General features: G+C 65.6%; 11 protein-coding genes. 1 reads left to right on the top strand and 10 read right to left on the bottom strand.

Annotation, left to right across the window (positions count from 1 at the left end; all coding sequences use genetic code 11):
* Positions 1-26: 26 nt before the first annotated feature.
* Complete coding sequence (gene chrA / locus NED97_RS14980; RefSeq protein ID WP_252487825.1) at positions 27-1,439, bottom strand: chromate efflux transporter; 1,413 nt, start codon at positions 1,437-1,439, stop codon at positions 27-29.
* 143 nt (positions 1,440-1,582) lie between these two features.
* Here chrA and NED97_RS14975 point away from each other — a divergent pair, with 143 nt between their 5' ends.
* Positions 1,583-2,026: an arsenate-mycothiol transferase ArsC gene (locus NED97_RS14975; RefSeq protein WP_252487824.1), complete on the top strand. Its 444-nt coding sequence runs from the start codon at positions 1,583-1,585 to the stop codon at positions 2,024-2,026.
* On the opposite strand, the gene NED97_RS14970 is transcribed toward NED97_RS14975, so the two are convergent.
* The 9 genes from NED97_RS14970 to NED97_RS14930 all read right to left on the bottom strand — a co-directional run bounded on the left by NED97_RS14970 (position 2,011) and on the right by NED97_RS14930 (position 13,567).
* Positions 2,011-3,579, bottom strand: a complete 1,569-nt coding sequence (locus NED97_RS14970) for an amidohydrolase (protein WP_252487823.1) — start codon at positions 3,577-3,579, stop codon at positions 2,011-2,013. The two genes, NED97_RS14975 and NED97_RS14970, sit on opposite strands and share 16 nt — an antisense overlap.
* Complete coding sequence (locus NED97_RS14965) at positions 3,576-5,084, bottom strand: CoA-acylating methylmalonate-semialdehyde dehydrogenase (RefSeq protein ID WP_252487822.1); 1,509 nt, start codon at positions 5,082-5,084, stop codon at positions 3,576-3,578. The genes NED97_RS14970 and NED97_RS14965 overlap by 4 nt, the downstream gene beginning before the upstream one ends.
* Entirely contained in the window at positions 5,081-6,235 is a 1,155-nt protein-coding gene (locus tag NED97_RS14960; RefSeq protein ID WP_252487821.1) for a saccharopine dehydrogenase family protein, read from the bottom strand. The genes NED97_RS14965 and NED97_RS14960 overlap by 4 nt, the downstream gene beginning before the upstream one ends.
* A 1-nt stretch (position 6,236) precedes the next feature.
* Positions 6,237-7,661: an aldehyde dehydrogenase family protein gene (locus NED97_RS14955; protein ID WP_252487820.1), complete on the bottom strand. Its 1,425-nt coding sequence runs from the start codon at positions 7,659-7,661 to the stop codon at positions 6,237-6,239.
* Positions 7,662-7,771: 110 nt separating this feature from the next.
* Positions 7,772-9,289, bottom strand: coding sequence for an aldehyde dehydrogenase family protein (locus NED97_RS14950; protein WP_252487819.1), 1,518 nt, complete (start codon positions 9,287-9,289; stop codon positions 7,772-7,774).
* A gap of 20 nt (positions 9,290-9,309) precedes the next feature.
* Positions 9,310-10,467 carry an ABC transporter ATP-binding protein gene (locus tag NED97_RS14945; protein ID WP_252487818.1) on the bottom strand — a complete coding sequence of 386 codons (1,158 nt, stop codon included), beginning with the start codon at positions 10,465-10,467 and terminating at the stop codon, positions 9,310-9,312.
* Positions 10,468-10,471: 4 nt separating this feature from the next.
* Positions 10,472-11,572: a polyamine ABC transporter substrate-binding protein gene (locus NED97_RS14940; protein WP_252487817.1), complete on the bottom strand. Its 1,101-nt coding sequence runs from the start codon at positions 11,570-11,572 to the stop codon at positions 10,472-10,474.
* A 124-nt stretch (positions 11,573-11,696) separates the two neighbouring features.
* Entirely contained in the window at positions 11,697-12,551 is an 855-nt protein-coding gene (locus tag NED97_RS14935) for an ABC transporter permease (RefSeq protein WP_252487816.1), read from the bottom strand.
* Complete coding sequence (locus NED97_RS14930; RefSeq protein WP_252487815.1) at positions 12,548-13,567, bottom strand: ABC transporter permease; 1,020 nt, start codon at positions 13,565-13,567, stop codon at positions 12,548-12,550. Before NED97_RS14930 ends, NED97_RS14935 begins: the two co-directional genes overlap by 4 nt.
* Between the last annotated feature and the right edge of the window lie 156 nt (positions 13,568-13,723).

Here is a 13,723-nt window from a genome sequence, read left to right as displayed (position 1 = left end):
TTCTTTCGTACTCGAGTTGCAGTCTCCTACAGCCCCAGCGCCGCGACCACGTCGAGGAAGTACAGCGGAACGCCGACGACCGCACCGCCGAGAATGATCCAGGCGGCGTGGACGCCCCGAACGAAGATCAGACAGGAGGCGATCGCGAGCGCGATCGGGATCGGATCGACGGCGCCGTCGATAATGAACGTCTCCGCGGCGAGCGTCGCCGTCGCGCCGAGGATCGCGCCGACGACGGCGGCGTTGACGCCGACCAGCGCCGACCGGACGATGTCGTTCTCGCGGACCTTCGCGAAGTACGGGAAAAAGCCCATGATGAAGACGAAGGAGGGGCCGAACGCGCCGATTGCGGCCACCAGTGCCCCGAGAACGGCGATCCAGAGGACGCCGCCGGAGACCTCGAGCATGAGCGCGTAGCCGACGAAGGCGGTCGTCATCACGACCGGGCCGGGCGAGAGCTGGCCGATCGCGATGCCATCGACGAACTCCTGGCCGGTGAGCCAGCCGAACTCGCGGACGACGTAGAGTTCGATGAACGGGATCAGGACGAGGCCGCCGCCGTAGATGAACGACCCCGTGTACACCATGAACAGGAAGAGTTTGACCCACTCGTTGGCCCACAGCGCGAGCGCGTAGCCCCAGAGCGGGCTAGCCTCGAGCGTTCGCCGAGCGGAGGGGCCGAGAGCGTCGAGGAGCCGGTCGCGGAGGGTAAAGGCAACGCCGGCGACCGCACCGACGGCGGCCCAGATCGACGCCGTTCGGAGGTTCGCGCGAACCCAGTCCGACCGGTAGACCGCGACGGCGACGACGCCGGCGACGACGAACGCGACGACGGGATTCGGGTTGAAGGCCGCGACGACGACCGTCGCGGCGACGAGCAGCGCGACGAGCAGGAAATCGACGTTCCAGGTGTCCGGGCCGACCTCGAGTTCGTAGTCGGTGCGTCCCTCGGCGAACGCGCTGTGGGCCATCGAGTAACAGGCGCCGACGATCAGCCCGATCACGACGGGATTGATCCCGTAGAAGACGGCTTCGACCGCCGGGAGCGCCTGGTAGGCGAAATAGACGTACGAAAAGAGCACGACGAGGACGAACGTCGGCAGCATGAAGAAGAAGCCGGCGACGACCGCGCCGAGTTTGCCGGCGTACGCCCAGCCCAGGAAGATGCCCAGCTGCGTCGAGGCCGGACCGGGAAGCATGTTACAGATCGCGAGTCCCTCCATGAAGATCGACTGGGAGGTCCACTCGCGACTGTTCTCGCCGACGAGGTCGTCCTCCATCATCGCGATGTGCACCAGCGGTCCGCCGAAGCCGACGATGCCGATAAACAGGAAGTAGCGGGCGATTTCGACCAGTCGAGCCGCCGTTGGTTCGCCGCGGTAGCCGGTCGCCTCCTCGATCGCTTCGTCGTCAGCGCCGCTCGTCGAGTCCGAAACCACTACCTCGAGTTGCGAAGTGTTAGCAGATAAACGTTCGTACGGTGATGGGAATACTCGAAAAACGAGCACCGGTATCCGTGACTATCTACCTCACACGAGCACACATACGAACCGTTAGGTACCGACTTCGACTTCTATCAGCTATGACAGTCGAAACGACCCGCGTCGCGATGGTGTGCGTCCAGAACGCCGGCCGGAGCCAGATGGCGACCGCCTACGCCGAGCGCGAGCGCGAGGCCCGCGACCTCGCTGACACCGTCGAGATCCGCTCGGGCGGCACCCGCCCGGCGGAGTCGGTTCACGACGTCGTCCGCGAGGCGATGCGCGAGGAGGGGTTCGACCTCTCGGATCGGACGCCCCGGGAGATCACCGACGGGGAACTCGAGGCCTGCGACTACGTCGCGACGATGGGTTGTTCGACGCTCGAACTCGACGCCGACACCGACGTCCGCGACTGGGATCTGGAGGATCCGCACGGACGGGACCTCGAGACGGTCCGCGAGATTCGCGAGGACGTGAAGGGGCGCGTCGAAGCGCTGTTCGACGAGATCGAGGCCGAGCGCGACGGGTCTCAGTCGCGCTCGTAGACGACGGACCCGCCGACGATCGTCTTCTCAACGCCGATGTCCGCGATCGCCGACGGGTGCTCGAACGGATCGTCCTCGAGCACGACCGCGTCGGCGAGCATTCCCGGCTCGAGTGTTCCCTTCCGATCTTCCACGTGCTCCGCGTGGGCCGCGCCACGCGTGTACGCGGTGACGGCCTCGTCGACGGACAGGCGCTGATGCTCGCTCTCGGCGTTCACGGCGTGGTGGATCCCGTACAGCGGTCCCATCGGCATCGTGTCGCTTCCGAACGCCAGCGGGACGCCGGCGTCGAGGACGTCCCGGAACCGGTTGTTCTCGCCCCGGCGTGACGGCTCGAGCGCGGTTTCGTAGGCGCCGCCGTCGCCGTCCCACTGCAGGAAGTTCGGCTGCATGCTCGCGACGATACCCAGTTCGGCCATCCGTTCGAGCGCCTCGTCGGTCGCGAGTTCGACGTGCTCGAGGCGGAGCCGCGGGTCGACCGCGTAGCCGTCGAGGACGGCCTCGTACCGGTCCAGAATCTCGTCGACGGCACGTCCGCCGAGCGCGTGTGTCGCGACCTGCTGGTCGGCCGCTGCGGCGGCCGCGAAGATCGTCTCGAGGCGCTCGAGGTCCATCACCCACTCGCCGCCGCCCTCGCCGCTCGCGTACGACTCGTAGATCTGAGCCGTGCCCGCCCCGATCGAGCCGTCCGAGAACGTCTTGTGGCCGCCGATCCGGAGCCGGTCGTCGCCGAAACCGGGCGGGAGTTCGAGTTCCGACAGCGCCTCGCCTCGGTTCGCGTGCAGGTACGCGGTCACGCGAAGGTCGAGCGTTCCTTCGCGCCAGGCCGCAAACAGCGCGCGAATCAACGGGGTGCCGTCGTCGGTCGGCTGCGTCAGTCCGGCGACGGTCTGGACCGAGGTCAACCCGAGTTCGTGCGCGCGGTCGATCGCCAGCGAGAGCGCCTCGCGAGCGCGCTCGCCCGTCGGGTGCGTCGCGCGTTTGATGGCACCGGCGGCGTCCTCGACGAGCACTCCGGTGGGCGTCCCGGTACCGTCGGTTCGGACGTCGCGCTCGAGACCCGCGAGGTCCAGCCGCTCGAGTGCGGGCGAGTTCGCCGCCGCGGTGTGGCCCTCGATCCGGACCGCGGCGATCGGGTGGTCCTCGCTCACCGTATCGAGGTCGTCGCGAGTCAGCAGCCGGCGATCGCTCTCGGGCCAGGTCGACTCGTCGTAGTTGTGGCCGACGACCCAGCGGCCGGACTCGGTCTCGTCGGCCGCCTCGGCGAGCAGTGAGAGCGCTTCGTCCCGAGTTGTCGCCGCTTCGAGGTCCGCCTGCAGCCTGTCGACGCCGACCGAGAGCAGGTGGGCGTGGGCGTCGTTGAATCCCGGCAGGAGCGGCCGTCCCTCGAGGTCGAGCATCCGCGGCTCGCTCGCTGCCCGTTCGACGTCGGAAGTGGAACCGACGGCGGCGACGCGCCCGCCGCGAAAGAGGGCGGCGTCGGCGACCGTCCGCTCGTCGTCGAAGACGTGGATCGGCCCACTCCGGATCAGGAGTTCGTCGGTGACGGTCATCCGTTCGTACCGTCCCCGGCGTCAATCTCCGCGTCGGGCCACCGCTCGATGTACACCGTCTCGTCGGTGTAGAATCGGACGACGTCCTCGGCCTGGCCGTGGAGGTCGCCGAAGAACGAGTCCTTCCGCCCGCCGAAGTGGAAGAACGCCATCGGCGCCGCCGTTCCGACGTTGATCCCGACGTTGCCGGCCTCGACGCGAGTCCGGAACTCGCGGGCCTCCCGTCCGCGCTCGGTGAACAGGCTCGCGGCGTTGCCGTACCGGCTCGCGTTGACCGTCTCGACGGCGGCCTCGAAGCTCTCCGCGCGCACCAGCCCCAAGACGGGGCCGAAGATCTCCTCGCGGGCGATCGTCATCTCGCGGATCACGTCGCCGAAAATCGTCGGCCCGAGGTAGTACCCGGTGTCCGGGACGTCGGCGCCCCGGCCGTCGAGCAGGAGCGACGCGCCCTCCTCGACCCCGGTTTCGACGTACTCTCGGACGGCTTCGACGCGTTCCTCGGAGACGAGCGGACCCACGTCGGTGGCCGGGTAGTCGCCGGGACCGACCTCGAGGTCGCGCGCCCGCTCGACGAGCAGATCCGCGAACACCTCGTAGACGTCGTCGTGGACGACGGCGATCGGGTTGGCGAGACAGCGCTGTCCGGAGTTGGCGAACGCCGAACTGATCGTCTTCTCGGCGGCGTACTCGAGGTTCGCCGAGTCGGAGACGACGACGTGATTCTTCGCGCCGCCCTGGGCCTGGACGCGCTTGCCGCGTTTCGCCGCGGTCTCGTAGATGGACTTCGCGACCGGCGTGCTCCCGACGAAGGAGGCGCCGACGACGTCGTCGTGAGCCAGCAGCCGCTCGACGGTCTCCGGCCCGCCGTTGATCAGCGAGACGACGCCGTCCGGCAGCGACGTCTCGGCGAGCAGTTCGATCAGCGCCCGCGCGGTCAGCGGCGTTCGCTCGCTGGGTTTCAGGACGAACGCGTTTCCCGTCGCGACGGCGTACGGGAGGAACCACAGCGGGATCATCCCGGGGAAGTTAAACGGCGTAATCGCCGCGAAGACGCCCAGCGGGTGGCGGATCGCGCTCTCGTCGATTCCCGGCGCGGCATGCTGGAGCGTCCCCGCCTGCATGAGCGTCGGCGCGCCGCAGGCGACCTCGACGTTCTCGATCCCCCGGCGTAGCTCGCCGCGGGCCTCGGCGAGCGTCTTGCCGTGTTCGGTGACGATCACCGACGCCAGATCGTCGACGTGCTCCTCGAGCAACGCCTTGAACTCGAACAGCGGCTGGATCCGCTCCTCGACGGGGCGGTGTCGCCACTCCTCGAACGCTTCGTGACCGGTCTCGACGGCCGCGTCGACGTCCCCGTCGGAACTGAACGGCGTCTCCGTGAACGGCTCGCCAGTCGCCGGATTGACGACCTCCCGGCTCCCCTCACCCGTCGGTTCGAGCCACTCGGCGCCGACGTAGTTCCGGACGGGTTGCTCGAGCGTCGCTGGCGTTCCTCCCTCGATCATGAGTCGATCCGCCGTTCCTCGATAGCGATGTCGCGCTCGCGGAGTTCGGCGATGAAGGCCTCGGGATCGAGCACCTCCTCGGGCGGTTTCGCACCGGTCTCGAGGGCCTCGCCGCGCCCGACGGCGGCGGCCGCGACGCCCATCGGGACGCCCGTCCAGACGGCGGTCGCCTTCAGCCCCCAGTCGTCGAGGCGGGACTCGACGACGACGGTGTAACGGTAGTGGGCGGGAGCTCCGTCCTCGGTTCCGTGGACGTCCACCCGGAACGACTTCCACTCCTCGACGGCGCCCGGCTTGGGCTGGCGATCGAGGTGCCAGTCGAGGAACTCCCGGGGGCTGGTCTCGACGCCCTCGAACTCGACCGGCTCCTCGCTGGTGAGGTTCAGGCCGATCAGCACGTCGCAGATATTCACGAGGTCCGGCGAGAACGCCACCCGGAAGTCCACCGTCTCGATCCCCTCGAAGGTGTACGGCATCGTCGCGAGTTCGGAGTGGATGCTGTGAAAGCCCTCTACCTCGCCGACGGGATCGGGCATCTCGTAGGTATCGCGTCCCGACAGCGGCTCTAACGTGCGGAACTCGCCGTCCTCGTAGACCACGGGCTCCATGGTCAGCTCGTCGAGGATCGTCTTCGCGGAGTAGGCGAACCCCTCGCCGCCCCCTTTCGCGCCGGTTCGAATGTGAATCTTCTCGACCGAACCGAGCCGCTGAGCGCCTCGCGCGGCCGCGACGTTCGTCAGTCCGGGGCTCGCGCCGATGCCGAGAACGGCCGTCAGCCCCGCCTCGTCGAACGCGTCGTCCAGCTCGAGCTGCTCCCGGGTCGTGTGGTAGAGCCCGCCGAGGTCGAGGTAGTGACAGTCCGCCTCGAGACAGGCCTCCATCACGTCGATGTTGAACGCGTACGGCAGGGCGTTGGCGACGACCTCGCTGTCGTCGATCGTCGCGACGAGCGCCTCGCCGTCGGTAACGTCGACCTTCGCCGTCGCGATCTCGCCTGTATACTCGTCCGCTTTCAGGTCGGCGGCGAACGCCGCCGCCGCCTCGGGGTCCGCGTCGGCGATCAGCAGTTCGTCGACCGATTCGTTCTCCGCCAGTTCCCGGGAAGTCGCCCGTCCCATCGCGCCGCAACCGCCGAGTGCAGTGACCTTCATCTCAGTAGTCCCTGTAGTTCATCATCACTGCCTTCACCTGGGTCATCGCCTCGAGGTGCCACTTGCTGCCGTAGCGGCCCCCGGAACCGGATTCGCCGTAGCCGCCGAACGGCAGCAACCGCTCCCAGTAGTTGTTGCTCTCGTTGATGAAGACGCCGCCGGCCTTCAGGCGGTTGGCGGCGTCGTGGGCGCGCTCGAGCGAATCGGTGAAGATCGCAGCCTGGAGCCCGTACTGCGAGCGGTTGGCGATCTCGATCGCATCGTCGTAGCTCTCGGCGCGGACGATCGGCGTGACGGGACCGAACGTTTCCTCCCTCGCGATAGCCATCTCCTCGGAGACGTCGTCGACGACCGCCGGGTCGAAGAACAGGCCGTCGGTGTCCCCGCCGGTCCGCAGCGTCGCCCCCTGATCGACCGCGTCGTCGACGTGTTCGACGACCTTCGACTGGATGCGTTCGGAGACCATCGGACCGACGTCGGTGCCCTCCTCGAACGGATCACCGAGCGCGAGATCCTCGGTTCGTTCGACGACGGCATCGACGAGTTCGTCGTGGACGCCCTCGGTCGTGATGACGCGTTCGGTCCCACAGCAGACCTGGCCGGCATTCCAGTTCGAGCCGGCGACGATGCTGTCGGCGGCGTGGTCGACGTCCGCGTCGTCCAAGACGAGGATCGGGTCCTTGCCGCCCATCTCGAGTAGACACTGCGCGTTCCGGTCGGCGGCCGTCTTCGCGATCTCCTGGCCGACCTCGGTGCTCCCCGTGAAGGCGATGAGCCGAATATCGCGGTGTTCCACGAGGGACTGACCCGTCTCACCCGCGCCGGTCAGCAGGTTGAACGCGCCGTCCGGCAGGCTCGACTGCTCGAACGCCTTCGCGATGTGGTAGGCGGTCAGCGGCGTCTCCTCCGCCGGCTTGAAGACGACGGGGTTGCCCGTCGCGATGGCCGAGTAGATCGAGCCGCCAGGTACCTCGAGCGGGAAGTTCCACGGGCTGATGACCGCACACGGCCCGTAGGGTTCTCGCTGCGTGTAGGCGAACCGGCCCCTGAACTCCGAGGGAACGACGTCGCCGAAAAGCCGGATGGCGTCGTGGGCGTAGTCGTCGCTGGACTCGATGACGTACTCCGTCTCGTCGTAGGACTCGTGGAGCGGCTTCCCCTCCTCGCGGGTGATCAGCTCCGCGATCTCGTCTTCGTGTTCGACGAAGTAGTCGGTTACCTCGTCGAGGACCGCCGCCCGCTCGAAGGCGGTCATCTCCTCGAGTTCCCGCTGTGCGCGCCGGGCGGCCTCGACCGCCTTCCGCACGTCGCTCTCGGACGCCGCCGGCACGGTATCGATCACCTCTCCGTCGACCGGCGACTCGACGTCGATGCCCGTCGAGGCGTCCGCGTCGATCCATTCGCCGTCGATGTACAGCTGTCGCATGAGATATGACCTCACACGACGTAGACCGGGACGTATGAAAAATCTTTCTGAATTTTGGATAATATCCGTAATTCTTTCGGCAGCAGCCGGGTCGAGAGAGAAACGTTCTTCTACAGGTCGGGCTCCTCGAGAGCGACGCTGACTGCTTTGCTCTGGGTGTACTCGCCGATCGTCTCGGCGGCGCACTCGCGTCCGACGCCGGAGCGTTTGTAACCGCCGAACGGCGTCCCGGGAACCGTCCCGAAGTACTGGTTGACCCAGACGCTGCCCGCCTGGACGTCTGCCGCTGCGCGGTGGCCGAGCGAAGCGTCGCTGGTCGCGACGGCCGCGACGAGTCCGTAGTCGACGCCGTTGGCGATCTCGATCGCCTCCTCGTACGTTTCGAACGTCAGTAGCATCTGGACCGGTCCGAAGATTTCCTCCTGGGCGAGGCGCATGTCCGGCGTCACGTCGTCGAAGACCGTCGGCTCGTAGAAGAGCCCGCTCGCCAGATCCTCGTTCACCCGTTCGCCCCCCGTCAGCACGGCCGCACCCTCGTCCCTGCCGAGTTCGACGTAGCTTTCGACCTTCTCGAGCTGTCCCTCGAAGCAGAGTGCGCCGAGCGTCGTCCCCTCGGCGAGCGGATCGCCGGGGTCGTACCCCTCGTACTCGGCAAGCAGGTGGTCGACGAACTCCGCTTTGACTGATTCGTGGACGATCAGCCGTGACGCGGAGTCGCAGGACTGGCCGACGTTGTACAATCCTCCGGCCGCCGCCGACGCGGCAGCGGCCTCGAGGTCGGCGTCGGGGAAGACGATGAAGGGGTTCTTACCGCCGAGTTCGAGCGTGACGGGCGAAACCGTCTCGGCGGCCGAGCGCATAATTTTCTGGCCGACGGGTACCGAACCCGTAAACGAGAGCTTGTCGACCTCCCGGTGGGTCGTCAGCGCCTCGCCGGCCTCCTCGCCGTAGCCCGGAACGACGTTCAACACGCCGTCAGGGAGGATCCCTTCGGAGAGCTGTGCGGCACGGATAACGGCCAGCGGCGCCTCCTCCGAGGGTTTGACGACGCTCGCGTTCCCCGCGGCCAGCGCCGCACCGACCTTCCAGGCCATCAGCAGGATGGGATAGTTCCACGGCAGGATCTGGCCGGCGACACCGTAGGGCTCACGTCGGACGTAGGCGTGGGTCTCCGCCCCCGTCGGGACGTGGGTCCCCTCCTCGGCGACGGCCACCCTGGCGTAGTACTCGAAGAAACCGAAGCCGTTCTCGACGTCAGCCTTCGCGTGTGCGAGGGGCTTTCCGACCTCGAGGCTCTCGAGGAGGGCGAGTTCGTCGACGTGCTCGCGCATCCGGTCGACCCACGCGCGGAGCCGGCCGGCCCGGTCGCTCGCCGTCGTCTCGCGCCACTCGTCGTCGAACGCTTCTCGAGCGGCGGTGATCGCGGCGTCGACGTCCGCGTCGTCGCCGCGGGGAACCTGCGTGATCGGTTCGTCGACCGCTGGATCCCGCACGTCGATCCGTTCGCCGCTCGTTGCGGGTGCTGATTCGCCGTCGATCCACGACTCGAACGTTCGATCCGCGTTCGCGTCGTCGATCGCTCGGTCGTGGTTCCGTTCGATCGTATCGTCGTACGTGTCTGAGCTCATGGATACCAAAGCGCGTCGAATTACTCCGTCAGGACGACCGCGTTCTCCCGGGACCAGCCGACGCGGATCGTCTCTCCGGTCGACCGGTAGGCCCCCTGGTCGCGGATCTGCATGTCGATCGTGAGTCGCTGGCCGTTCTCGAGACGGACGACGAACTTTCCGAGGTTCCCCTTGTAGATCTCTTCGATCACTTCGCCCTCGAACTCGTTGTCCTGCCCGCGGGCGTCGTCGCCGAGACGGATCTTCTCCGGGCGGATCGCGAACGAGGCACCGTTCGACGCCGCCGCTTCCGCGTCGCGAGAGACGGCAAAGGAGAGACCGTTCGCCTCGAGTACCGCGCCGTCGTCGGTCTCGACGTAGCTGCCCCGGACGAGGTTCGTCTCGCCGATGAAGTCGGCGACGAACTCCGTCTCGGGTTGTTCGTATATCTCCGTCGCGGTGCCGAGCTGTTCGACGTGGCCGTCGTTCATCACCGCGATCTGGTCGCTCATCGTCAGCGCCTCCTCCTGGTCGTGCGTAACGTAGACGAACGTGATGCCGAGGTCCTCCTGGAGGTTCTTCAGCTCGACCTGCATGTTCTTGCGCAGTTTGAGGTCGAGGGCGCCGAGCGGCTCGTCGAGCAACAGTACGGCCGGTTCGGTCACGATCGCCCTGGCGAGCGCCACCCGCTGTTGCTGGCCGCCCGAGAGTTCGGAGATCGCGCGGTCCTCGTATCCCGGCATCTCGACGAGGTCGAGTACCTTCGCTACGCGCGCGTCGATCTCTTCGCGACCCTGCCGGCCGATCAGCCCCTGGAGGGACTCGCGAAGCCCGCCGGAGGCGCTGACCGTCCCTCCGTCGGTGGCGCGTTCGTCCGGGACGCCCCGTCGCTCGAGGCCGAACGCGACGTTTTCGCCGACGGTCATGTGTGGGAACAGTGCGTAGGACTGAAACACCATGCTCGTATCGCGTTCGAACGGTGGCACCCCGTTGACGCGCTCGTCGCGGACGTACACGTCGCCCTCTGTCGGCGTCTCGAATCCCGCGATGCAGCGCAACGTCGTCGTCTTTCCGCAGCCGCTCGGGCCGAGTAGCGTGAGAAACTCGCCCCGTTCGATCTCCAGGGAGACGTCGTCCACGGCGACGACGTCGTCGAACCGTTTCGTGATATCCACCAGCTGAACGTCGTACTGACTCATTCGTTCACGCGTTTTGGATTTCGGTCCACGCCTGGTCGTACGTTTGCGTCGCCTCGCCGATGTTCTCGATGAACTCGAGGTTCTCCATCGTCTCGTCGTCCGGGTAGATCGCTTCGTCCTCGAGGATCTCGTCGGCGATGTGTTCCTCGGCGGCCTCGTTCGGGCTTCCGTAGTAGGTGTAGTTGGTGATCTCGGCGCCGTTCTCGGCGTCGAGGAAGTAGTCGATGAACGCGTGGGCGGCGTTCGGGTGCTGAGCCTCTGCCGTGACGGCAGCCGTGTCGACCCAGACGACGCTTCCCTCTTCGGGGATGGCGTAGTTGATCGGAGAGTAGTCCTCGTCCTCGTCGTACGTCTCCCAGAGTGCGGCGAAGACGCCGCCGGACCAGGCGTGGACGGGACTGTTCTGCTCGTTGACCAGGTTCGTCTCGAAGTTGCTCGAGTCGTACGTCCGAAGGAGGTCTTTCTGCTCGATGAGGAGCTCTTTGGCCTCCTCGATCTCCCCCTCGTCGGTCGTGTTCAACGAGTACCCCAGTCGCTTGAGCGCAGCGCCGATCGTCTCGCGCATATCGTTGAGCATCGTGATCTGGCCAGCCCACTCCTCGTCCCAGAGGGCGTCCCAGGAGGTAATGTCGACCTCGCCGATCATGTTCTCGTTCCAGCCGATACCGGAGGTCCCCCACTGGTACGGTGCGGAGTGTCGCTCTTCCCCCGGATCGTACGGCGCGTCCCGGAACATCTCCGAGAGGTTCTCGAAGTTCGGAATCGCGTCGAGGTCGAGCGGCTGGATCATGTCCTGTTCGTGGAGGACGTTGACCATGTAGTCGCTCGGGAAAATGAGGTCGTACTGGTCGGTGCCACCCGCTTGCAGGCTGTTGAACATCTCCTCGTTCGACGCGAAGTTCGAAACGCTGACGTCGACGTCGTGTTCGTCCTCGAACGACTGGACGAAGCCGTCGGGCCAGTAGTCCCCCCACTGAAAGACGCTCAGACTGTCCTCGAGTTCGTCGGTATCGACGTCGGTACCGCCCGTTTCGTCGTCGTCGCCCCCGAGGCAGCCGGCGAGACCGGTGAGTCCGACCGTCGCGAGTGCTCCGGTAGATTTCAAAACGGTCCGTCTATCTCGGTGCATACTATGCGTGTTCATCACTCCCAACCTTATTCCTTTCGGCAAAATCGGGCCTTACTGAGGAATATTATGGTGAAAGCTTCGAGGAGTCTAAGAATTTATGTTACCATATCGGGCCCTCGATCCACTGCGCGAGCGCGACGAGAAGGAGCGTCGCGACGATAATGAGCGACGCGATGACGTTGACACCCGGTGAGATGCCCTGTCTGACCATCGCGAAGAAGAAAATTGGAAGCGTGTTCTCCCGTCCGATGACGAAAAACGTCACGACGAAGTCGTCGAAGCTCATCGCGAACGCGAGCAGTGCACCGGCGATTATGCCGGGTTTGATCAGGGGGAAGGTGACGTACCGGAACGTCTCCAGTTCGTTCGCGCCGAGGTCCTTCGCCGCCTCCTCGAGCGTTCGATCGAACGTCTGGAGCCTGGCGGCGACCACGACCGCGACGAAGCTGATGCCGAACGCGATGTGTGCGATCATTGCGGTCCCGATGCCGAGGCTCATTCCGATAATGTTGAAGAACAACAGCAGCGAGATCCCCATCACGATACTCGGAATGATGATCGGCATATAGACGAGTCCGATGAACAGCCCCTTACCCGGGAACTCGTACCGATCCAGTGCGAACGCCAGCATCGTTCCGAAGACAGTGCTCACCAGTACGGTGACGATGGCGATCTCGATAGAGTACACGAGCGACTGAAACGCTGCGGCGGGATTCACTCTGGCGACGGTCTCGCCGGTGAGCAAGGCTTCGTACCACTCCGTCGTGAACCCTTGCCAGACGACGGCGTACCGCGAGTCGTTGAACGAGAGCGCGATGACGACGGCGATCGGAACGTACAGGAACAGGTAGACGAGCAGCGCCTGGAAGGCGAGCACCACGGTGCCGTGTTCGAAGATCCGGGATCGAACCCGGCGCACGCGTTGCCAGAGCGAGGGGTCGTCGGCGAGACTCATGCCAGATCACTCTCCCCGTACCGCTGGTAGATTCCGATCGCGGCGAGCATGATTCCCATGAGAACGAACGACGCGGCGGCTCCGAGCGGCCAGTTTCCGGCGGCACCGAACTGGTTGGCGATGAAGTTCCCGATCATCTGGCTGCGGGGCCCCCCGAGCAGTTCCGGGATGACGAACGCTCCGGCCGTCGGGATGAAGACGAGAATACTCCCGGCGACGACGCCGGGCATCGACAACGGAAAGATCACGCGCCGAAACGCCTCGAACCGGTCGGCGCCGAGGTCCATCGCCGCCTCCTGGAGGGTGAAGTCGATCTGTTCGATGCTGGCGTAGACGGGCAGGATCATGAACGGAATCCAGATGTAGGTCAATCCTAGCAACACCGCGAACTGGGTGTTCATCAACGACTGTCCGGTCTCGTAAAACGGCAGGATCCCGAGCGCGGTCGTGAGGATGCTGTTTCGCGACAGCAGGATCTGTATCGCGTAGACGCGAACGAGGAACGAGGCCCAGAACGGCAGAATCACGAGGATCAACAGCAGGTTCTGGTACCGGGCGGGCGCTACGTGGGCGATGTAGTACGCCACCGGATACCCGATGGCGAGCGAGACGAGGGTGGCGAGGAGCCCGTAACCGATGCTCTTGATCGTCAGCTGGACGTACGGCGTCGGCTCGCCGGCCGCGAGTCCGAGTTCGACCGGCGTCAATCCCTCGATGATCCAGGCAACCGTCCACCAGATCGCTTCCGGGACCGACGCGTCCGGCGGCACGAAGAAGAGTTCGTACTGCTGGAGTCCCAGATGTTCCGCACCCAGCAGAACTTCTCCGAACGCGCCGCGCTGGCCGAAACTGTAGTAGAACATCACGCCCAGCGGGATCAGGAAGAAGACGATCAACCAGAACGCGCTCGGCGTGATATTCACGATGAGTCCAGTCCACCGATTCCGGCGAACCGCCCGAACTGCCCGGTGGACCGCCGTCGACTCGCCGCGATCGATACTGTGCTCAGTTCCCATGGGTGTCTTTCTCGATCACTCTTCCGCCGCGGGTCAAATAAGTTTTGGCAGTGGGGGCGATTTTCCGACAATATTTTCACACAGCTGCACGTTTGACAAACGTTATACTACTCCCTCGAGAATGCGGTAGCAGGAAAATTTCAACACATGAAAACA

The sequence above is a fragment of the Natronococcus sp. CG52 genome, assembly GCF_023913515.1.
In the GTDB taxonomy this organism is placed as follows: domain Archaea; phylum Halobacteriota; class Halobacteria; order Halobacteriales; family Natrialbaceae; genus Natronococcus; species Natronococcus zhouii.
Note: the sequence above shows the minus strand (reverse complement) of the source record. Positions and strands in the feature narration are given on the sequence as shown.

Coding starts and splice junctions, on each gene's coding strand:
- NED97_RS14975 (WP_252487824.1), top strand. CDS start 1,583: ATGACAGTCGAAACGACCCGCGTCGCGATGGTGTGCGTCCAGAACGCC.
- NED97_RS14955 (WP_252487820.1), bottom strand. CDS start 7,661: ATGCGACAGCTGTACATCGACGGCGAATGGATCGACGCGGACGCCTCG.
- NED97_RS14970 (WP_252487823.1), bottom strand. CDS start 3,579: ATGACCGTCACCGACGAACTCCTGATCCGGAGTGGGCCGATCCACGTC.
- NED97_RS14945 (WP_252487818.1), bottom strand. CDS start 10,467: ATGAGTCAGTACGACGTTCAGCTGGTGGATATCACGAAACGGTTCGAC.
- NED97_RS14930 (WP_252487815.1), bottom strand. CDS start 13,567: ATGGGAACTGAGCACAGTATCGATCGCGGCGAGTCGACGGCGGTCCAC.
- NED97_RS14965 (WP_252487822.1), bottom strand. CDS start 5,084: ATGATCGAGGGAGGAACGCCAGCGACGCTCGAGCAACCCGTCCGGAAC.
- NED97_RS14950 (WP_252487819.1), bottom strand. CDS start 9,289: ATGAGCTCAGACACGTACGACGATACGATCGAACGGAACCACGACCGA.
- NED97_RS14960 (WP_252487821.1), bottom strand. CDS start 6,235: ATGAAGGTCACTGCACTCGGCGGTTGCGGCGCGATGGGACGGGCGACT.
- NED97_RS14935 (WP_252487816.1), bottom strand. CDS start 12,551: ATGAGTCTCGCCGACGACCCCTCGCTCTGGCAACGCGTGCGCCGGGTT.